20 protein-coding genes are annotated in these 20676 nt (G+C 63.7%); 16 read left to right on the top strand and 4 right to left on the bottom strand.

What is annotated here, in order from left to right:
* The first annotated feature begins 19 nt into the window (after positions 1-19).
* The 14 genes from ILP92_RS12975 to ILP92_RS18870 all read left to right on the top strand — a co-directional run bounded on the left by ILP92_RS12975 (position 20) and on the right by ILP92_RS18870 (position 12831).
* Positions 20-541 carry a hypothetical protein gene (locus ILP92_RS12975; RefSeq protein ID WP_198916837.1) on the top strand — a complete coding sequence of 174 codons (522 nt, stop codon included), beginning with the start codon at positions 20-22 and terminating at the stop codon, positions 539-541.
* Positions 542-559: 18 nt separating this feature from the next.
* Positions 560-1051 carry a prepilin peptidase gene (locus tag ILP92_RS12970; RefSeq protein WP_198916836.1) on the top strand — a complete coding sequence of 164 codons (492 nt, stop codon included), beginning with the start codon at positions 560-562 and terminating at the stop codon, positions 1049-1051.
* 112 nt (positions 1052-1163) lie between these two features.
* A complete protein-coding gene (locus ILP92_RS12965) occupies positions 1164-2888 on the top strand; it encodes a TadE/TadG family type IV pilus assembly protein (RefSeq protein WP_198916835.1) in 1725 nt (574 codons plus the stop codon).
* A 378-nt stretch (positions 2889-3266) separates the two neighbouring features.
* Entirely contained in the window at positions 3267-3455 is a 189-nt protein-coding gene (locus ILP92_RS12960; protein ID WP_198916834.1) for a hypothetical protein, read from the top strand.
* Between the two features lie 327 nt (positions 3456-3782).
* The gene (gene cpaB, locus ILP92_RS12955; RefSeq protein ID WP_198916833.1) at positions 3783-4844 is read left to right on the top strand and encodes a Flp pilus assembly protein CpaB; all 1062 of its coding nucleotides are present in this window, start codon (positions 3783-3785) and stop codon (positions 4842-4844) included.
* A 58-nt stretch (positions 4845-4902) separates the two neighbouring features.
* Complete coding sequence (locus ILP92_RS12950; RefSeq protein ID WP_198916832.1) at positions 4903-6354, top strand: type II and III secretion system protein family protein; 1452 nt, start codon at positions 4903-4905, stop codon at positions 6352-6354.
* 31 nt (positions 6355-6385) lie between these two features.
* A complete protein-coding gene (locus tag ILP92_RS12945) occupies positions 6386-6544 on the top strand; it encodes a hypothetical protein (protein ID WP_198916831.1) in 159 nt (52 codons plus the stop codon).
* 87 nt (positions 6545-6631) lie between these two features.
* A complete protein-coding gene (locus ILP92_RS12940; RefSeq protein ID WP_198916830.1) occupies positions 6632-7111 on the top strand; it encodes a TadE/TadG family type IV pilus assembly protein in 480 nt (159 codons plus the stop codon).
* Positions 7105-7740 (top strand): TadE/TadG family type IV pilus assembly protein, encoded by a 636-nt coding sequence (locus ILP92_RS12935; RefSeq protein ID WP_198916829.1) that lies wholly within the window; start codon positions 7105-7107, stop codon positions 7738-7740. Before ILP92_RS12940 ends, ILP92_RS12935 begins: the two co-directional genes overlap by 7 nt.
* A complete protein-coding gene (locus tag ILP92_RS12930) occupies positions 7740-8909 on the top strand; it encodes a P-loop NTPase family protein (protein WP_198916828.1) in 1170 nt (389 codons plus the stop codon). Before ILP92_RS12935 ends, ILP92_RS12930 begins: the two co-directional genes overlap by 1 nt.
* Positions 8906-9478, top strand: coding sequence for a L,D-transpeptidase (locus ILP92_RS12925; RefSeq protein ID WP_198916827.1), 573 nt, complete (start codon positions 8906-8908; stop codon positions 9476-9478). The genes ILP92_RS12930 and ILP92_RS12925 overlap by 4 nt, the downstream gene beginning before the upstream one ends.
* A gap of 20 nt (positions 9479-9498) precedes the next feature.
* On the top strand, positions 9499-10911 hold the full coding sequence (locus ILP92_RS12920) for a TadA family conjugal transfer-associated ATPase (RefSeq protein ID WP_198916826.1): 1413 nt from the start codon (positions 9499-9501) through the stop codon (positions 10909-10911).
* Between the two features lie 3 nt (positions 10912-10914).
* The gene (locus tag ILP92_RS12915) at positions 10915-11871 is read left to right on the top strand and encodes a type II secretion system F family protein (protein WP_198916825.1); all 957 of its coding nucleotides are present in this window, start codon (positions 10915-10917) and stop codon (positions 11869-11871) included.
* A gap of 39 nt (positions 11872-11910) precedes the next feature.
* On the top strand, positions 11911-12831 hold the full coding sequence (locus ILP92_RS18870) for a type II secretion system F family protein (protein WP_214650047.1): 921 nt from the start codon (positions 11911-11913) through the stop codon (positions 12829-12831).
* A 21-nt stretch (positions 12832-12852) separates the two neighbouring features.
* Here ILP92_RS18870 and ILP92_RS12905 read toward each other — a convergent pair whose 3' ends face one another.
* From ILP92_RS12905 to ILP92_RS12890, 4 genes are all read right to left on the bottom strand, one after another.
* Positions 12853-14292, bottom strand: a complete 1440-nt coding sequence (locus ILP92_RS12905; RefSeq protein WP_198916823.1) for a DUF8689 domain-containing protein — start codon at positions 14290-14292, stop codon at positions 12853-12855.
* Positions 14293-14588: 296 nt separating this feature from the next.
* Positions 14589-16373 carry a hypothetical protein gene (locus tag ILP92_RS12900; protein WP_198916822.1) on the bottom strand — a complete coding sequence of 595 codons (1785 nt, stop codon included), beginning with the start codon at positions 16371-16373 and terminating at the stop codon, positions 14589-14591.
* Positions 16374-16532: 159 nt separating this feature from the next.
* On the bottom strand, positions 16533-17297 hold the full coding sequence (locus ILP92_RS12895; RefSeq protein WP_198916900.1) for an SDR family NAD(P)-dependent oxidoreductase: 765 nt from the start codon (positions 17295-17297) through the stop codon (positions 16533-16535).
* A gap of 51 nt (positions 17298-17348) precedes the next feature.
* Positions 17349-18257 carry a LysR family transcriptional regulator gene (locus ILP92_RS12890; protein ID WP_198916821.1) on the bottom strand — a complete coding sequence of 303 codons (909 nt, stop codon included), beginning with the start codon at positions 18255-18257 and terminating at the stop codon, positions 17349-17351.
* Between the two features lie 121 nt (positions 18258-18378).
* Between ILP92_RS12890 and ILP92_RS12885 the strand changes: the two genes are divergently transcribed.
* Both ILP92_RS12885 and ILP92_RS12880 read left to right on the top strand, forming a co-directional pair.
* Entirely contained in the window at positions 18379-19608 is a 1230-nt protein-coding gene (locus ILP92_RS12885) for an aromatic ring-hydroxylating oxygenase subunit alpha (RefSeq protein WP_198916820.1), read from the top strand.
* A complete protein-coding gene (locus tag ILP92_RS12880; RefSeq protein ID WP_198916819.1) occupies positions 19608-20675 on the top strand; it encodes an FAD-binding oxidoreductase in 1068 nt (355 codons plus the stop codon). Before ILP92_RS12885 ends, ILP92_RS12880 begins: the two co-directional genes overlap by 1 nt.
* The last annotated feature ends 1 nt before the right edge of the window (position 20676 follow it).

The raw sequence follows: 20676 nt of genomic DNA, 5'->3' as shown, positions 1-20676 counted from the left end.
GGGGCCGCGGATTGATCCTATGAAGCGTATCTTTGCAGTTACGATCCTTCTGGCGCTGGCGGCTTGCGAAAACGTCGGGCTGAACGAAACATCGGCCTACAGCGACTCGCCCGCAACCACGCGCGACACGGCCAGCGTCAATTTCTATCCCAACGATACCAGCCTGGTACCGGCCAAGCTGCAGTTCCGGGAAGGCAATTACGGAAAGTCCTACAAGCTTTACAAGGACGCGCTGGAAGTCGTGCCCGACGACGCGCTGGCGCTGCTGGGCTTCGCGGCCAGCGCCGACATGCTGCGCCGCTTCGACCAGTCCGACGCGGCGTATCGCAGGTTGCAGCCGGTCATCGGCAACCGCCCTGAGTATCTGAACAATTACGGCTATTCGAAGTTGCTGCGCGGCGACCTGGTCGCGGCGCGGGCCCTGTTCCTGCGCGCCTACGAGATCGATCCGGCAAACGCGGTGACGGCCAACAATCTCGAGCTGCTGCGCAACTCGGTCAATTCTCCCAAAAGAGCACCGGGCGATCTCAGAGGGATCTGATCGCCTGGACGCACGCTGATGTTGTATCTCGCCCTGCTGGCGCAGCTGGCGTCGATTGTCCTGCTCGTCTGGATAGCGTGGCGCGATATCCGCACCTTCACCATCAGCAACCAGTTAGTCCTGGCCTTCCTGCTGCTCTACCTTCCCGCGCAGGGATTCCTGGGCTTCCCGACCCTGTGGCAAGACCTGATGGCGGGCGGACTTCTGTTCGTGATTGGGTTCATGATGTGGATGCTGGGCGTGCTGGGGGCGGGCGATTCCAAGCTGATGCTGCCGCTGGGACTGCATCTCGGCTACATGGGACTGGCGCCGTTCGTCGTCTTCCTCATGGTCTTCTCGATCCTCTTCTACCTGATCATCACCGTGTCGGCCTTTGCCGGGGCCGAGCGCGGAGCCTTCGGCTGGCTGGCCGAGCTTAAACGCTCGGGCCGCGTGCCTTACGGGTTGCCCCTGGCGGTCGCGGCGGTGCCGGTCATGGCGCTTCGCATGGGGTGGTTCATTTTTTCGTAACCAAGTTTCAGAATTGACCGGAACTTGTTAGCATCGTTAATTGAATTCTGGGGCACGGCTTGGTTTGCTGACGCGCCCCGGATTTCGGAGTGGGGACTTCGGGGAATTCGAGATGAAATATTTGCGCGATTTGCAGGACGGTTTCGTCTTGGTCATGATGCTGCTTTTGCTGCCGGTGTTTCTGGGGTTCGGACTAATCCTGATCGATATCGGACGGGGCAACAATGCCCATGCAGACCTTCAGGCGGTGGTCGATTCGATGGCGCTGACCGGCGCGCGCGAACTGGACGGCACGTCAACGCAGATCGCGGACGCCCGCGCGGCCATGGGCGAGTTGACCAATCCTGTCGGGATGCTCAGCTTCAACGGGACGACGACCAAATCGGTGACGTTCAACCCCGCCAGCGACGACCGGTTCGATGTCTACTTCTTGGACGCCATTCCCACCGACGACACCACCGTCATCGACACGGCCTGGATCACCGCGCACAACGCCGAGACGCTGTCGACCTCGCCCGAATACGTCTATGTGCGCGCCTATTCTCCGTCGGAATTCTCGCTTCAGCTGATTTTCGACGGGATCTTCTCGCGGTTCGGGGTTCCCAGTTCGCAGCCGGTGGGCGCCATCGCCGTCGCCACGTCCGAGTCGTCGATCTGCGAGGTGCCGCCGCTTTTCGTTTGCAACCCGTTCGAATTCACCGATCTCGGCGTAGCCGATCCTGACCGGTTGCAAAGGGAATTCGCCGCAGGCAACCTGCACGGCCGCATGATCCGCCTGCATCCGGGCGGCGGCTCGACGGCGTTTCCGGGCAATTTCGGATTCCTGTCGGTGGACGGGGCCAATGGCACCGCGGCCTTGAACGATTATTTCGCGGGCGGCCGCGTGCCCATCTGCATCCGCAACGGCGACACCGTGAACACGTCGCCCGGCGCGCGCGAGGCGATCGCCGACGGCCTGAATGTGCGCTTCGACATGATGCCGAACCAGGGCTACGGCTCTGGGCAAGGGCTCACATACCTGCCCGCGATCGCGCAGAACGTGCGCAAGGGGTTCATCCCGAAGAAGACCGGCCAAAACTTCAACGACTGCGTGAAGCCCACCGGCGCCCCTGCAGGGACGCCGCAAGGCCGGTTCGGCGACGACCATATCATCGACCTTGCGACCGGATGGACCGACCCGACGAAGATCGACCCGGTTTCGGGACTATACTGGGGCGAGAACGGCAAGATCGACGGCGTCTACGGCTTCCCAGACAATGATGCCATGACGAACCCGCCGAAAAAGGCAGGCGAGACGGGCACGCCGGGCGCGTATGTGGGAACGGACTCGAACTGGAACCTGCAGCGGTATCTGGACGTGAACTTCCCATCGCAGGCCTACACGCCCGCGTCGATCCCTTCGACGTTCAGCGGAAAACAGGCGTCGCGTTATGACGTCTATCGTTGGGAGATCGAGACGCCGACCCCGAACTTAACCACGATGCGCCTGCCGTCGAACCAGGCCCAGGACACCGGTGGCGAAGTCGCCGCGCCCTATTGCTCGACCCAGGATTTCACCCGCAACTTCACGTCGATCACGTCCGTAGATCCTTCGGCGGATCCGCGGACGTTGGTGGCCGCGATGATCGATTGCGTGGGTGAATCCGAAACCGGGGCCGGGGGGAACACGGATCTGAACGTGAACACCTATGCCCGGATTTTCCTCACGCGTCCGATGAAGACCTGGAACCCGTCCGCGGGCACGACGGTCGATGTCGAAATCGTCGATCTGCTGGGCAGTGGCGGCTTGGGCTCGCTCGACGATTTGATTCGCAAAGAAGCTTTTCTGGTCAGGTAGGCGAATCACCGCGAATCGCTGCGAATCAATTGCGGCGATACTGTGGATGGTTCGCAATCCAAGGTTTAATGGGTCTTCTTAATTCAACCCCGGATTTAATTCCGGGGGAGTCGCTGAAATACACTGTAATCATTCGTAAGATAATCGGGTCACGTCGATGCAATTGGCCATCACAAAACGCAAAATGTGGCAATAGTCTGCTAATAAGCTTGTGGGATCAGCGGATTATGGCTTAATTCTGGCAATACAAAGACGACGGGCCGGAGTGGGGACCGAGGCATCCATCCAAGCAACCGAATGTCGAGCGTAAGTGAAGGGGTGTTCATGGGGTACATCTCGAGGAATTGGAGCAATTAAATGCAAAAAGTAACTTCTTACATGACTGACCTGGTGCGTCGCTATTACAGCGAGGACGAAGGCCTGGCGCTGTCGGAATATCTCGTCGTCTTGGGTCTTCTGATCGGCGGCGTCATCGGAACCGTTTTGATCTTTGGCCAGCAGCTGTCGCTGGCCTGGCAAAACTGGGGGCTGTGGATCGCGTCTGCGCTGGGTAGCACTCCGACCTGATCGGAACCGGCGTCCGGGCGCCCGCGTCACGCAGCGCCCGGACACCGAAGCCAAGTCGTGGTCCCGGTGCAAGCTGGGACCGCAACCCGTTCATTTCAATAGCGTAAATGGTTTCGCTTCGAAGTTCATGAAGCCCGCCGAAGAAATCGTCGGAAAAATACATCAGATTAGAAAATTCGCGTCTAGTTCGTTGCCTGCTCATGTCAACCCTGAAACATTTCCATCACGGGAACATCGTGTCTGACACGGTGAATAAGGGCGGGTGATATCTGACACACATCCGGGGGAGTGGGAAATCCGATGCGCTTGTCTATGGTCCTGAGTCTGATGGTCGCTGTCGTTCTGGCGGCGCTTGCTGTTTTCGGTGCGCGCGGCTGGCTGGCAAGCGAACGGCAATTGCTGACCCGTCAAATCACCGAGCAGGGGGCACCTGGCGACCAGGCTCCAAAAAACACGATTGTTGTCGCGACCGAGTCCATCAGCTTCGGGGAACGCCTGCTGCCCAACAAGGTGCGCACGATCGAATGGTCCGGCGAAATCGAGCCTGACGGCGCATTCAAGACGATCGCGGACCTGATCCCTGACGATCAGGAAGATAATGCGCGCTTCGCGTTGACGACCATGGCGGCGGGCGAGCCGATCCTGGCTAGCAGGGTCACGCTTCCCGGCGTGCGCGCCAAGTTGTCAACAGCTCTGACGCCCGGCCTCAAGGCCGTGTCGATCCGTGTGAACGACGTGCTCGGCGTGGCGGGCTTCGTGCTTCCCGGCGACCGCGTCGACATCCTTCTGGTGCGCGGCGAATACGTCGATGTCCTACTGCAGGGCGTGAAAGTCTTGGCGATCGACCAGATCGCCGACGACCGCAAGGATCAGCCCAGTGTCGTGCGCACCGTGACGTTCGAGGTGAACACCGAAGAGGCGCAGAAGCTGGTCCTGGCCGGCAATGTCGGACAGCTGTCGCTGACGCTGCGCAACCTGGCATCGACCGAGGTCGAGGCGAATGAGCGGATCACCATCGACGACCTGAGCGATCTGGACGTCGCCGAGAACCTGCTGCCCGAGGCCGAACTGGCCGCTGAGCCCGATGCCGACGACGAGCGCCTGCAGGAACTCGAAGAGATGCTGCGCAACATGTCCGACGGCTTCACCGACCGCTTGTCGAATTTCGAAGAACTGATGCGCGAAACCGAGCCGACTGTCGTCGAGCGTGTCGTCGAGGTCGAGCGCGTCGTCCCGCAGCCCTACGTGCCGCCGCGCAAGGCAGTCATCGGCGTGACCCGTGGCAACGGTCAGCGCCAAGAATACCGGGTCGATCCGACCGAAGCCGAAACATACGGCGTGGAGACTATCGAAGAAGGCGCGGAGCAGTTGATCCAAGTGACGAATTGAGATCACGGATCGCTGGCTCTGTACGAAGATCGAGCAGAAACGGAACAGGCCCGCAGTTATGAATCATTTGAAACACAAGATCGGCAGCCCCCCCGGGGCCCGCCATTTCACAACATTGATCGGGGCCGCGCTTCTCGCGGTATCCGCGCTTTTCCAGGCCTCTGGCCCGGCCGACGCCCAAACCCGCGACATCAGGATCGACGATGGCGTCCTGTCGACGGTCGAGATCGCGCCAAGCACGACGCTCACGGTCACGACCGACCGGCCCTTCGCGGACATCCTGATCGGTGATAACGCGATTGCCGATGTCTTTCCGCTAACCGACACGTCGCTATACATCCAGGCCAAGACCACCGGCGTCACGAACATCACGCTGTATTCGAACGACAAGCAGCTGCTCGAAGTGATCGACGTGCGCGTCCGGGTGGATTTCTCGCAGCTCGAGCGGGCGATCGCGCGCGCCGTTCCCAGCGCGCAGATCAGCGTGATGAACGTCAACAACCGCATCCGCCTGTCGGGCACGGTGAAGGACAACGTGGACAAGAAGCGCGTGCTCGACATCGCGGCGCAATTCTCGACCGATCCGGTGATCGATACGATTTCGGTGGCCAGTGCCCAGCAGGTCGAGCTCGACGTGCGGATCCTCGAGGTCGAGCGCAACGCCGGCCGCAACCTCGGCGTCAGCCTGACCGGCACGCGCGAAAGCGGGCAGACCGCCTTCGTCACCAACGGCGCGAGTGTCGCGGCCCAGAACGGGGCACCTTTCGGGTCGCTGATCGGCGAGTTGCTCGAGATTTCCGGCGTCCAGATCGACGTCGTGATCAACGCGCTCGAGAACAAGGGCCTTGCCCGCCGCCTGGCCAACCCCAAGCTCGTTACGACCAACGGGGTCGAGGCGAATTTCGTCGTCGGCGGCGAGGTTCCGATCTCGTCCACTTCGGTCAACGAGAACGGCTTCGTGGTCGAGGGCACCGACTACCGCGAATACGGTGTGCGCCTGAACTTCGTGCCGACGGTGCTGGACGACGAGCTAATCAGCTTGCGCATCTCGCCCGAGGTGTCGGATATCGACCCGTCGCTGACAGTCAACGGTCAGCCCGCCTTCATCTCGCGCAAGGCGGAAACGACTGTGTCGCTGCGCAACGGCCAGAGCTTCGCGATCGCGGGGCTTCTGCAGGCCAACAACGCACGCAATACCAGTCAGGTGCCGTGGCTAGGCCAGATCCCGGTGCTGGGCACCCTGTTCAGCTCGCGCAGCTTCCAGAAGCGTGAGTCGGACCTGGTGATCCTGGTAACGCCGCGTCTGGTCGCGCCGGTCGGGCCGAACACGCCGCTCAGCTCACCGCTGGACTCGACGCGCTCGTCCAACGATGTCGAACTGTTCCTGCTGGGGATGCTCGAAGTCGACCGCGATCTTCTGCGCCGCTTCCGCGATGGGAACGGCGTCGTCGGTCCCTATGGCCATATCATTGATCTGGAGTTCGAAGATGCCGTCATCAACAAGAAATAAGGCGCGTTTCGCACTCGGTCTCGGAGCGGTCGTGCTGACGCTTTCGGGCTGTGGATCCGCGGATTACCTCAATCACTGGGACACGGTGTCGTTCCGGGGCGGCAACGCACACATGGCGAATACCGGCATCCAGACGATCGAGGCGTTTCCGCGCGCGACCTACAATACACCGATCGACGCCGACGGGTGAACCGTCGGCGCGGTGGGCCAAGACGAGTTCATCCCGTGTCGTGGGGACGCGGGATCGACTCAGTTCATTTGAGAAGTCGTTATGAAGATGTTGGGGAAACTGGGGTATTCTAGGGACGAGCGCGGCGCCGTGCTCGTCGAAGCGCTGATCGCCTTCCCGGTCATGTCCATCATTTCCTTCGGCTTGCTGGAATTCGGCTACATGATGTGGGAGCGGCAGCAACTGGCCATGGGCGTGCGCGATGCTGCGCGCTACTGGTCGCGCTGCAGACCTGTCTTCTCGCCCACCGTGCCCAGCGCCTGCAACGAGACGACCGCCCGTAATATCGCCTTCTACGGCACGCCCGTGCCGGGAACAAACGAGCCCCGACGCGTTCCGGGCTGGGACGACAGCAGCCAGCTGCTCTTGTACCCTTCGAAGGGGTCGCTTTCCACGGCCCCCCAGGATGACGACATCGTCAAGGTTGTGGGCACCGTCGTGCACCAGGGATCGCCTGCGTTTTCCGCCATCCTCAGCAGCCCGGTGACGATCAGCTACTCGCTCGAAATGAGGCAGATCGGATGGTGATCGTCGCCCATGGGGTGCGGTCCTTCTGGATCGACCGTCGCGGCATCTCGATGACCGAAGCGCTTCTGGTCATGCCATTGCTGATCCTGACCCTCGCCGCGGCCATTGAGGTCAGCGTCGTGCTGTTCCAGTGGAACCAGACCGTGAAGGCGCTTCAGGTCGGTGCGCGCAACGCGGTCGTGTCGGATCCGCTGGTCGATATCTCGGCGCTGGCGACATATCCCACCGGGTCGTCGACCGGCAGCCCGATCAGCATCGGCACAGCGGTTCCGATCAGCTGCCAGGGCGCCACCTGCATAGCGGCCCGGCTGGACCGGCTTTATTACGGCGGCGATCGCAGGTGCCTTGATGCCACTACCGCGATCGTCGGCATCTGCGATATCGCGGCCTTCATCCCCAGGGACAAGATCAAGATCACCTATACCCGGTCCGACCTGGGCTATGTGAACCGGCCGGGCGGGCCCATCGTGTCGGTCAGCCTGGAAGTCAGAGACCTTTTCTTCGATTTCTTCATTCTCGACGACATCATGAAATTCTTCACGCCGCTTGGGCTTCCGGGGGGCATCGCTGTGCCGCCCCATCGCGTTTCGGTCACCAGTGAAGACTTGTGCAGCAAGGATACCTGCTGATGAAAATTCAAAACGAACAGGCCCTCGGCATGACGCCCAACCCGATGTCCCGCATTCTTCTGGTTTCTGGCAATGACGCCACCAACGAAGAGATCGAGGCGCTGGTCGAGGCATCGCCGCGCATCATGGTCTTCCCGATCGAAGTGTCGGCCCTGAAGACGAACCTGACTCCCGAGGCGGGCGACCTGGTGATCGTCAACGTGTCGGCTCTGACCGAAGCCGAGATCGAGCTACTGTCCGACGTGCGCGCCGCCGTCCCGCACATGCCGCTGATCGTGTCCTCTCCCGCCCTGACCGCGGACGAAACCCGTCGCCTCTTCAAGTTCAACGTACACGATTGGATGCCCAAGCCGGTCGATGGCAAGGACCTGATCGAAAGCATCTTCAAGGGGGTGCGTTTCCGCAAGACCTACAACAATCGCGTCCACGCGGTCGTGTCGTCGGTGGGCGGTGTGGGCGCCACTACGCTGGCGGTATCGATGGCCGATATCGCCGCGCAGCGTATGTTCAAGAAAAGATCGGTGGCGCTGTTCGATCTGGATTTCTCGCTGGGCGATTGCAGCTACGCGATCAACATGATCAACGGCTACAACCTGGCCAGCGTCGCCGCCGCGCCGCATCGGGTGGATGCCGAATTCATCCGCGTGATCCAGAAGCAGCACGAAAACGGCTTCGCGGTCTATTCCTTCAAGCGCCCCGAGCTCAATTCCGAGATCAATGGCTATGAGTTGGTGCTGCGCCTGCTGGACGCCGTCACCATCGAGCACGACCAGACTTTCGTGGACATCCCCTACTATGAAACCGAGTGGAAGGACGACGTGCTGTCGGCCGTGAACACCTGTACGCTGGTGACCGAGCTGAACATGTCGGCGCTCAAGCATACGGTCGATCTGATCGACCGGATCCGGGAACTCCGAGGCAAGGACTTCGCGTTGCAGGTCGTCGTCAACAAGTACGAATCCAGGCTGTTCGGCCAGCGGATCGGCAAAAGCCGCCTGAAAGAGCTTTTCGGCGACGTGCCCTTCACGTACCTGCCGCTTGCCAGCGCGCAGATCGGCGAAGCCGTCGATCGCGGTGTTCCCCCGTCGGAAGTGGCACATCGTTCGCGCTTTCTGAACGCTTTGCAGAAATACATGAAGTCGATGGAACTGACCGAGGTGTCCGCATGACCGACGCGCAGGACAGATCGCGCCGCGGCTTCCTGATCGGCGCTGTCGCGGCGGCCGCGACGCTGGCAACGGGGCAGGCGGCCACCGCCGCGAACGCCAAGGTGCCGCGCGATCACGGCGCCCGCACCAAGGAAATCGTTGCCTATTCCAGCAACGAGCGGCCCGGAACGATCATCATCTCGAACGCGGACAGGACGCTGCACAGGATCCTGGGCGGCGGCAAGGCCGAGCGCTACCGCATTTCGGTCGGCCGCGAAGGGTTCACCTGGACCGGAACCACGGTGGTCGGCGCAAAGAAGGAATGGCCCGGCTGGCGACCGCCCAGCGACATGCTGAAGCGCAGCCCGGGCCTGCCCAGCTACGTCCCGCCCGGTCCCTACAACCCGTTGGGCGCCCGGGCGCTCTATCTCTATACCGGCGGACGCGACACGCTTTATCGCATTCACGGCACCAACAGCGCGGGTACCGTCGGCGCCTACGAGACGTCGGGCTGCTTCCGCCTGACCAACGCGGATGTGCTCGAACTCTTCGCCAATGTCCCCACCGGAACGAAAGTCATCGTCCGCTAGCGCGGGGAAAAGGATAAGCCATGGTCGGTCGATTTTACAGAAAATCCCAACCCGCGCAGGACGATGCGGTCGTCGAGGACCAGCCGCTGGTGCTGAAGACGTCGGACGGCGCGAAGGAAGGCGGGCGCGACCGCAACGGGGTCGCCCGGCCCGAACAGGACTCGCCCGATTTCATCGACGAGCGGGTGACGCTGCACCGATTCCTGATCGACAAGATTAACCTGTCGATCCTGGACACCATGGAAGAAGACGAGATCCACGACGAGTTGCGCCCGCTGGTGCGGAGCTACGCGAAGGATCACAATTTCCCGCTCAGTTCGACCGAGCTGGACAAGCTGATCGACGATATTGGCAACGAAATGCTGGGCCTCGGCCCGATCGAGCCGCTGCTGGAAGACGACACGATCTCGGACATCCTGATCGTCGGGCCCAAGACCGTCTATATCGAGCGTGGCGGCAAGCTGATCCCCACCAAGGTCCGCTTCAAGGACGAAGATCACCTGCTGCGGATCGTCAACAAGATCGTCGCCTCGGTCGGACGCCGGGTCGACGAAAGCTCGCCGCTGGTGGATGCGCGCCTGGCAGACGGCTCGCGCGTGAACGTGGCGATCCGCCCCGTGGCGGTGGACGGCCCGCAAGTGTCGATCCGCAAATTCTCGAAACGGCCCTATTCGCTGGACAAGCTGGTCGGCGCCCGCGCGCTGGCGCCGGGCATGGCGACGCTTCTGAAGGCTGCGGTCGAAGGCAAGATCTCCATCGTGGTGTCGGGCGGCACCGGCTCGGGCAAGACGACGATGCTAAACGCGCTGTCGGCCTATATCCCGCATGACGAGCGCCTGGTCACCATCGAAGACGCCGCCGAACTGCAACTGCAACAGCCCCACGTCGTCCGGCTGGAAACCCGGCCGCCCACCATCGACGGGCGCAACGAGATCCTTCAGCGCGACCTGGTAAAGAACGCGCTTCGGATGCGCCCCGACCGCATCATCATCGGCGAGGTGCGCGGCGGCGAAGCCTTCGACATGCTGCAGGCCATGAACACCGGCCATGAGGGGTCCATGTCCACGATCCACGCCAACAATCCGCGCGACGCCATCTCCCGGATGGAGCAGATGGTCGGCATGTCCGGGATGCCCATGACCCTGAACGCGATCCGCAGCCAGATCACGTCGGCCATCAGCCTGTTCATCCAGCTCGAGCGCCTGCGAGACGGGACGCGCCGGGTGACGTCGATCTCGGAAATCACCGGCATGGAGCAGGACGTGGTCCAGCTTCAGGAGATCATGCGGTTCAAGCGGCTGGGCGTCGACGAGAACGGCACGATCCTGGGCGAATTCCGCGCGACCGGCATCCGGCCCGGCTTCCTCGAGGACCTAAAATCGATGGGACTGAAGGTGCCGCTTGAACATTTCGATCCGTCCAAGGTGCTCTGAGCCATGTTTGACAATCTCATCCTGATCTACGGACTGGTCTTCGCGGCCGCATTGCTGGTCGTCGACACGGTCCTGCGCTTCGTCTTCGCGTCCCGGCGCAGCTCAAGCGAGATCAAGAACCGGCTCGAGAACATCAAGCTGAAGCAAGGCACAGAAGAAGCCTATACCAACCTACTGCTGCGCCGCGGGATCGGGCGCGATGGCAGTTCGCTCGCGCAGGTCATGGAACGGATCTATGCCCAAAGCGGGCTCGAGACGAGCCGTCCGCGCATGGTCGCCTATCTGGTGTTCGGCGCTCTCGCCTCATACCTGCTGCTGGTCATATTCCTGGATCTGCCTACACCGGTGAATTTCGTGCTCGCCGCCGTGATTTCGCTGCTTCTGGGCGCGATGACGGTCCTGCGCATCCGCGCAATGCGGATCAAGAAATTCACTGCGCAACTGGCCCCGGCGATCGACATCATCGTGCGCAGCCTGAACGCGGGCCACCCCACGAATGCCGCGATCGCCCTTGTCGCCCGCGAAATGCCCGATCCGATCGGCAGCGAATTCGGGATCCTGACCGACCAGATGACCTTCGGCTCAAGCATCGACCAGGCGCTGCTGGCCATGGTCGACCGGGTCGGCGCCGAAGAGCTCAACCTACTGGCCGTGACGATCACCGTGCAGCGCGGCACCGGCGGCAACCTTTCGGAGATCTTGGAAAACCTGGCCAAGATGATCCGCGACCGGCTGATGATCAAGGCGAAGATCCGCGCGATCTCGGCTGAGGGGCGCGTGACGGCCTGGATCATGATGCTGTTTCCGTTCCTGCTTTTCGCGATGATCCGCACCATGGTGCCGACCTATTTCGACGAAGTTTGGGAAAGCGGCTATGGCGGGCTGATCGTGGGCTTCTGCCTGTTCTTCATGCTTCTGGGCATGCTGGTCGTGCGCAAACTGATCAATTTCGATTTCTGAGCGCCCGGCCTGGGCGTCGATAGACGGGGAACAATGGACGTGAACGAAACGCTAGTCCTTGCGGCCATCTTCACCGCGGTGCTCATCCTGACCTTCACGATCATCAACGCTGTCGTGCAGCGCCGCGAGGTCGAGCGCAACATGAACGCCGCGCGCTCGAAGCGGAAGGCCGACGAGCAGATCGACGAACTGCTCGGCTCGGGCAACGAGCAGATGCGCTACTACCTTGAAGTGGTGAACAAAGAGAGCGCCGACAGCCTGCGGATGCGCCTGGTTCAGGCCGGCTATTTCTCAAGCTCGGCAATCCACAAGTTCAACCTGCTGCGCTTTGGTTGCGTGGTCCTGGTCTTCCTTGCGGTTCAGGTCCTCTTCCCGATCGTCCTGCCCGAGGCCAGCACGACCGCGGCCTACGCATTCGGCGGCATCGCGGGCGGACTGGTCTTCATCCTGTGTTCGTGGTTCCTGGAACGTCGCGGAAAGAAGCGGATGCGCGAGTTCCGCAAGCTGTTCCCCGATTTCATGGACCTGCTGCTGGTCTGTGTCGATGCCGGGCTCAGCATCAATGCCGCCATCGACCGCGTGACGCGCGAATTCTTGCAGACCGTGCCCGATTTCGGCGTGCAGCTGTCCTTCGTGAACCTCGAAATGCGCGCCGGGCGCTCGCTGCACGAAGCGCTGTCCAACTTCGCCGAACGCGTGCGCGTGGAAGAGGCGCGCACGCTGGCCGTACTTTTCCGCCAGTCGCATGAGCTGGGGTCGGATGTCAGCCGGACGCTCAGAAGCTTCGCAGCGGAAATGCGTCAGATGCGGATCATCAAGGCCGAAGAAAAGGCCAACCAGCTTCCCATCAAGATGCTGTTTCCCATGGCTTTCTTCATGTTCCCGGTCAGCCTGATCATTGTCGTCGTGCCGATCATGATGACGATCATCAAGCTGTTCCTGCAGATGGCCCCCGCCTGAGGCCGCCCGCGCCGCGTCGGACTAGGCGCGGATCGAGCGTTTCTTGCTGGCCGCCACGTTGCGCCAAGCCAAGTCCAGAAGCTCCATGCTCAACTCCGGCTCGCGCTCCAGATAGCGGCAGGCGGCGAAGATGTGCTGCACCAAAAAGCCCGGATGCGCTCCGGACGTCACGAAGCCGCCCTCTTCGTATTTGCGCTGGAAGAAAGCGTCCATCACCTCGGCGTTCCAGTCGATTCCCTGCGCATCGCAAACATCGCGGAAGATCTTCAGGTAATCCTCGCGCGTGGGCGAAGGCACGTGGATCTTGAAATAGATCCGGCGCAGCGCGGCGTCATCGCCCATTTCCTCGGGCAGCATGTTGGACGAGAACACGACAAGCTGGTCGAACGGCACGCTGAATTTCTTGCCCGTGTGCAGCGACAGGATGTCGAAGCCCTTCTCCAGCGGCACGATCCAGCGGTTCAGATAGGCTTGCGGCACTTCCACCTGGCGGCCGAAATCGTCCAGCACGAAGATCCCGCCCAGCGCCTTCAGGTGCATCGGCGCCTCGTAGAACCGCGCCGTCTGCTCGAACCGCAGGTCCAGCATATCCAGCGTCAGCTCGCCACCGGCGATGACCACCGGCCTGTTGCACGGCACCCAGCGCGGATCGATCGGGTCGATGCCAGGCGGCAGGTCCGCCGTCTCGTGCAGCGTGTCGTCGTGGAAGCGAATGACCTGGTTGCCCACCAGGATCGCGTACGGAAAGCTGATGACGTCCACGAAGGTGCCGCCGAGCGCCTCGGCCAGCGACGTCTTACCGTTGCCGGGCTCGCCGTACAGCAACATCGAGCGGCCGGAATTGACCGCTGGTCCCAGCTGGGCCTTCAGGATGTCGGGGATCACGAGATGCGAGAATCCGGCATCCAGCTCGCTGCGATGCACTTCCTCGTGGTTGATCGACTGGCGGCGGATCTGTTCCTCGAAAACCTTCAGCGTCACCGGGGCCGGACCAACGTATTGCGACACCATCATTGCGTCGAGCGCCCATTTCTTGCCCAAGTCCGTCAGCGAATAGCGAATGTCGGACTTGATATCGCTGGTCTCCAATCCCTGCGCCTCGACCAGCATCTTCTCGGTCATCAGCTTGATCAGCTGGCGGCAGACAAGCTTCGGCAGCTTCACCACGTCCGCGATCTCGGCGGGTGTCATGGTGCCGCCGGAATGCATGACCTTGCAGACCAGATTGATCAGGTAGGCATCGCTCAGGCCGGTCTCGGAAATGGTCTTCGGCGGCTTGCCTGGAAGGAACAGCTGTTGGCGTGCCAGCGCGGCCCTGGTTTGGTTGCTCGGCACCGTCATCGTGTCGGGCGTCGGCACGGCGGGTTCCGCGTCTTCCGCCATGGGTGGTGGGGACGGCTCGGCAGGTTTGGCGGGCTGCGGTTCAGCATCCTTGGCCGCGGGCGGTGTCGGGTCGGTCATCCCGGCCGGATCGATCGCATCGTTCTCGGCGACCGCCCCCGTCGCGGGCTTATGCTCTTCCGCCGTCGAAGGTCGACTTTCCTTCGCTTGCGCTTTTCCGAAAAAATTCACGTACAGACCCCCGCAGAAAATCAAACCCCAAGGCACCGGTTTGCGGACCGGCGCGGGATCACGATAGCGGGCATTTCCTGTGACAAATATTAGTTTCTGACAATTGTTGCGTCCGCCGGAAAGAAATCATCCCCTTGCGACCATTAGGCCAGGTCCGGCACCAACCGGACAGCCCCTAAGTCATCTCACAACTTGTCCTTGTCGACTTTCAGCACGCGCAGGATGTCGCCGCCCGACGGAACAGGCGTGTCGGTCAGGAAGTCCACATCCTCGCCCGCGGCAAGGCGTGTCGCAACCGTGGTGTCCGGTCCATAGGACTTGCCCCGGCACAGGATCACGTAGTCGGCGCCGGTGTCGGCCAAGGCCGCGCGCAAGGCGTCGCTCTGCTCGTAGAGGAATGGCACGATCCCGTATTCCAGCGCCCGCGGACTGCGGTGGTAGGACGCGCCGGTGACCGAGTGCGGGCTATGGACCAGAAGCAGCGTCCCGAACTCGATGGGGTTGAAGATCAGCGATGGCGGCAGGGCGTTCAGGCTTTCGATCGCTTCTCGGGTGACGCAGCGCGGATCCTCCGTGGGCGACGCGATCTGCGACGGCGCGGGCGCCGACAGGCCGACGAAAGCCAGTCCGAAGAGGTGCGGAAAGCTCGCGGCAATTACCAGAAGCAGGCGGAAGGTCCAGACCAGATTGATCCGGTTCTGGCGCGTGAAATCGTGAAACGCGACGCCCAGGGCCGCGGGCAGGGTCGCAAAGCCCCAGATCATCATGCGCGCCTGCAGGAGGCTCACGGCCAGCGCCAGCAGCGATAGGGCCACGGACAGCGCCCGCGCGTCCCGCGCTTTGCCCGATGCAAGGGTCGGTGCCAGCAGCAGGATTACGCACAGGAAGGGCAGGGCCATCGACAACCCCTGCACGGGTAGGTGGACCAGGAAGAATCTCAGCGGCAGGTTTTCGATGACATTGGCGACCACGATCCGCTTCACCATGTCCGAGACCATGTCGTAAGGCCCGTCGGCGCAGGCTTGCGCGGCCGGAAGCAACGCCAGCAGGGCAGGCACCGCCAGGACCAAGGCGACCCGCACGCGCTCCGGCCTTGTCGCGTCGCGCGTCATCCGCGCCAGTCCCAGCAGGTATAGCCCCGCGACGGTCGTAACCCACAGGACCGGCAGCGCCAGCTCGTCGCAATGAGGCACCGTCCAGTCCGACGGCGCGGTTTGCGCAAGAAACAGAAGCGGCGCGGTTAGCATCAAAGCGAGGCCGAAGCCGCCGACGCGCTCGGCCTCCCATCCGCCCAAGGCGATGTAACGCAGGCCCAGGAACACGATCGCGACCGCGATGAAGCCCACGGCTTCCAGGCCGACCGCCAGCGACAGCGCGGTCAGCGCCCCGGCCGCGAGGCCCGACCGGGTGCGATCCCCGTCGCTGAGAAGCCCCCAGGCGACGCCCGCCATCACGACGATCTGGACGTTGTGATGGTCGATCAGGCCCGGCAGGAAATAGACGCCGCGCAGCAGCTGGGACGTGGCGGCGACCAGCACGGTCAGCGACGCGGCCTTGTCGCCGAAACGCTCGCGCACCATCGCACCGCTGATGGCGATCAGCAGGATCAGAAGAAGGACGGGCCAGGCGAACAGGACCGCCGTCTCGGCGCGGGCGGGATCGACGAAGAATGACACGAAGACGATCGCCCCGGCAAGCACCGCGTCGATCAGTCGTGACCAGTGCAGGTCCAGCCCTTCGGGCGGCAGGACGCGGGGCTGCACGGTGTCGAACCAGCCCCGACCCGCCATGAAGTCGCGCAGTTCGAGCAGCCGCAGGACCGAGTCGTAATCCTGCGACAATCCGGCACTTCGGAAGGCCGACACGTGCAGCGCGACCACTAGCAGGATCGCGAAGCCCAGGACCCACGGGTAATGCGCGAGCAGCCCTTTCGTGTCGGCGGTTTCGCCGGACATGCGCTCGTCTGTCATCGACCCATCCCGAAAGCAGCGCACCCGACGCGGCGGGTGCAACACGGGGGCCATAATGCGGCGTGCAGCTTCAAAGTCGACAGATCAGTGCCGGTGGCGGCGGAACGGTCCGGGCTGTTTCACCCGTGCAACGCGCCATCGAGCGAAGCTGGCGCCCGGTCAGCGCGGCGCCATGCGGATGGCGCCGTCAAGGCGGATGACCTCGCCGTTCAGCATCGGGTTGGCCAGGATATGGGCGACCATGGCTGCGAACTCGGCCGGATCGCCCAGCCGCGACGGGAACGGCACCTGTCGGCCCAACGACTGCTGCACGTCCTCCGGCAAGCCTTCGAGCAATGGCGTCAGGAACAGTCCCGGCGCCACACTGCACACGCGCACGCCCTTGTCGGCCAGGTCGCGCGCCATGGGCAGGGTCATGCCCACGATACCGCCCTTCGACGCGGCATAGGCCGCCTGGCCCACCTGTCCGTCGAACGCCGCGACCGACGCGGTGTTCACGATCGCGCCACGCGCCTCGTCCGGCCCCAGCGGATCGGCCGCCACCATCCGCGCGGCCGCCTGGGACGCGCAGTAAAAGCTGCCCAGCAGGTTCACCCGGATCACGGTCGCGAACAGCTCAGGGTCGTGTGCCGCACCCCGCGATACGGTCTTGGCCGCCGGGCCGATGCCCGCGCAATTGACCAGCGCGCGCGGGATGCCGTGGGCCGCCTCGGCCGCTGCGATGCCATCCGCGACCGACGCCGGATCCGCCACGTCGACCCGCGCGAAGCCGCCGCCCAAGGCGCGGGCCAGCTCTGTCCCCGCGTCCTCGTTCAGATCGAAGATCGTCACGCGCATCCCCGCCTCGGTCAGCGCCCGCGCGGTCGCGGCCCCCAAACCGGACGCGCCGCCCGTCACGATGGCGCCCGCGCCGCTCCAATCCATCATCGCCCTGTCCTTCCGCTCGCCCGCCCCGCATCTGTCCGCGAAACGGGATCACTCCGCAACCCGCGCCACCGGAACCGCACCCGCATGGGTCGACACCAGCCAGTCGCGGAACCGCCGCGCCGGGTCCGACGCGCGGCGGTGGGTCTTGATGTAGAAGCAGTTCGGCGACACGATCCGGTCGTCCACCAGCTGGTCGAGCTCGCCCGCCTCGATCAGCGGTCCCACCAGCCCGTCCCAACCCAGCACCGCGCCAAGCCCGTCCTTCGCCATCTGCAAAGCGATCATGTAATTGTTCACCGCGATCCTGTGCCCGCGCGGCGCGGGGCATCCCAGCGCGCCCAGCCAGCCGGTCCAGTCGGTCCATTGGTGCCGCGTGTCGGTCATGTGGATCAGCGGGGCCCGCTGCAGATCGCGGGCCTGGGTGATGACGTGGCGCCGCGCGAAACCCGGCGCGCCCACCGCGCAGATCCGGTCGCGAAACAGCAGGGCGCAGTCGCCGGTATCGGCGTCGATGTCCCCGTAGCACAGGCTCAGATCGGCGGCAGCGTCGGGTATGTCGGCGTCCGACACGATCTGCGACACCTCGCTGTCGGGATGCAGACGCCAGTAATCGGTGAGCTTGGGGGTCAGCCAAAGCGCGCTCATGGCGGTGGAAACCAGCACCGTCACGCCGTCGCGCCCGGTGCCGCGCAACCCGTCCACCGTGTCCGAGATCGCTTCGAAACTGCGCTGCAACGTCGTGAACAGATACGCGCCCGCCGCGGTCAGCTCGACCCCGCGATGCTGGCGGCGAAACAGCGGCTGGCCCAGGTCGTCTTCCAGCGCGCGCACCTGGTGGCTGATCGCGGTGGGCGTCACGTTCAGCTCGCGCGCGGCCGTCTTGAAGCTCAGGTGGCGGGCCGCGGCCTCGAAGCTACTCAGCGCGCGCAGGGAGGGCAGGTTGTAGGGGCGTGGCATGGGCGGCGCCTTGCAATGGATGAGTTCACTTCATCCTAGCTGAAAATAAGTGCCGTTGAAAACGGTGCAGAGATCCAATTTAGCTGAACCTATCTCAATCATCACCACCGGGTGTCCCGCCATGACCGCTCTTGCCGCTGATCTTCTGGCCCACAGGCAACCCGGACACTCGCTCGAGCGGGCCTTCTATACCGATCCCGGGATTTTCGCGCAGGATCTGGACGCGATCTTCTACCGCGACTGGCTGTTCGCGATCCCGGCGGCGCAGTTGCAGAAGCCGGGCGATTACGCGCGGGTGAAGATCGGCGCCTATGACGTGATCCTCGTGAAAGGCGCCGACACGCGGATCCGCGCGTTTCACAACACCTGCCGCCACCGCGGCTCGATCCTGTGCCAGGCGGCGCAGGGCCGCGTCGCCAAGCTGGTCTGTCCCTATCACCAATGGACCTACGACCTGGACGGCAGCCTGCTTTGGGCCCGCGACATGGGGCCGTCCTTCGATCCCAGGGCGCACGGCTTGCACCCGGTGCATTTGCGCGACCTGGACGGGCTGATCTATATCTGCCTGGCCGACACGCCCCCCGATTTCGACGCCTTCGCCGCGCTGGCGCACCCCTACCTTGCCATCCACGACCTGCACCGCGCCAAGGTCGCCCACACCACCACCTCCGTCGAGCATGGCAACTGGAAGCTCGTGTGGGAAAACAACCGCGAATGCTACCATTGCTCGGCCAACCACCCCGAGCTTTGCGCGTCCTTCCCGCTGGATCCCGAAGTGGCGGGCGTGTCGCCCGATGGCAGCATCTCGGCCCGTCTGCAGGCCCATTTCGACGCCTGCGAAGCCGCCGGTGCGCCCGCGCAGTTCCGCATCGACACGAACGGCCAGTACCGCTTCGCCCGGATGCCGCTGGAAGTGGGCGCCGTCAGCTTCACGCTGGACGGCCAGCCCGCCTGCCGCCGCCCGCTGGGCCGGGTCGCCAAGCGCGAAGCGGGCTCGCTGCTGAAGTTCCACTACCCGTCGGGCTGGCACCATTTCCTGCCCGACATCACCATGCTGTTCCGCCTGAACCCCGTCAGCGCGACCGAGACCGAGCTGACGACCTACTGGCTGGTGGACCGCGATGCCGTCGAAGGGGTGGATTACGACCTGCACCGCCTGACCGAGGTCTGGATCGCCACCAACGACCAGGACCGCGAGGTGGTGGAAAACAACCAGCGCGGCGTGAACCAGCCCGCCTATCGCCCCGGCCCCTACAGCCCCGACTGGGAATCGGGCGTCAGCCAGTTCGTGGACTGGTATGCCGACACGATGATCCGCGCCCAGGCGCAAGCCCGGCTCGCCGCGGAATAATGCGCCCCGATACGCCCCCCGCGCTGGCCTTCTGGACCGATTCCGAGGCGCTGACCTGCGTCAACGTCCTGCCCGAGACGGCCAACACCGCGACCTTCACCTTCCGCCCGCAATCGGGCGCGCTCTTTCACTTCAAGCCGGGCCAGTTCGTCACGCTCGAGCTGCCGGTGCCCGGCGGGCCGCTGCACCGGACCTACACGATCTCGTCCGCGCCCTCGCGGCCCACGTCGCTGACGGTGACGGTCAAGGCCCAGCCCGACAGCATCGGCGGGCGCTGGATGCTGGACCACCTGCGCCCCGGCATGGCGATCAAGGCCACCGGGCCGGGCGGCGACTTCTCGCACCACGTCCACCCGGCGGCGAAATACCTGTTCATCAGCGCGGGGTCCGGCATCACGCCGATGATGTCGATGACCACGCAGATGTACGACGCGGGCGCCGACCCCGACATCGTGTTCCTGAACTGCGCGCGCCGCCCGTCGGAAATCATCTTCCGCGAACGGCTGGAACACATCGCGTCGCGCTCCACCGGGATCGCGCTGACATGGGTGGTCGAACAGGCCGACCCCTACGCCCCCTGGACCGGCATCAAGGGCCAGTTCAACCAGCTGATCCTGGGCCTGGTCGCGCCCGACTACCTGGAGCGCGAGGTGTTCTGCTGCGGCCCCGAACCCTTCATGCGCGCGGTCCGCGAGGCTCTGGCGGGCCTCGGCTACGACATGGACCGCTACCACCAGGAAAGTTTCCACGCCCCCATCGCCGACGTGACCGACGCGCCCGAAGACGTGGTGCCCGACGCGGCCGAGGCGGTCGAGGTCAGCTTCGCCCGCTCCGGCAAGACCGCCCGGATGCGCCAGACCGAAACCCTGCTGGCCGCGGCCAAGACCAGCGGCGTGCGCCTGCCCACGGGCTGCACCTTCGGCGTCTGCGGCACCTGCAAGACCCGCAAGATCGCGGGCGACGTGCACATGGTCCACAACGGCGGCATCACCGAAGACGAGATCGCGGAAGGCTACGTGCTGGCCTGCTGCTCGCACCCCATCGGCGACGTCACGCTCGACATCTGAA

The sequence above is a fragment of the Palleronia pontilimi genome (assembly GCF_016412875.1).
Classification (GTDB): domain Bacteria; phylum Pseudomonadota; class Alphaproteobacteria; order Rhodobacterales; family Rhodobacteraceae; genus Palleronia; species Palleronia pontilimi.
The sequence above is the reverse complement of the archived record's forward strand: the minus strand, read 5'-3'. Positions and strand labels throughout refer to the sequence as shown.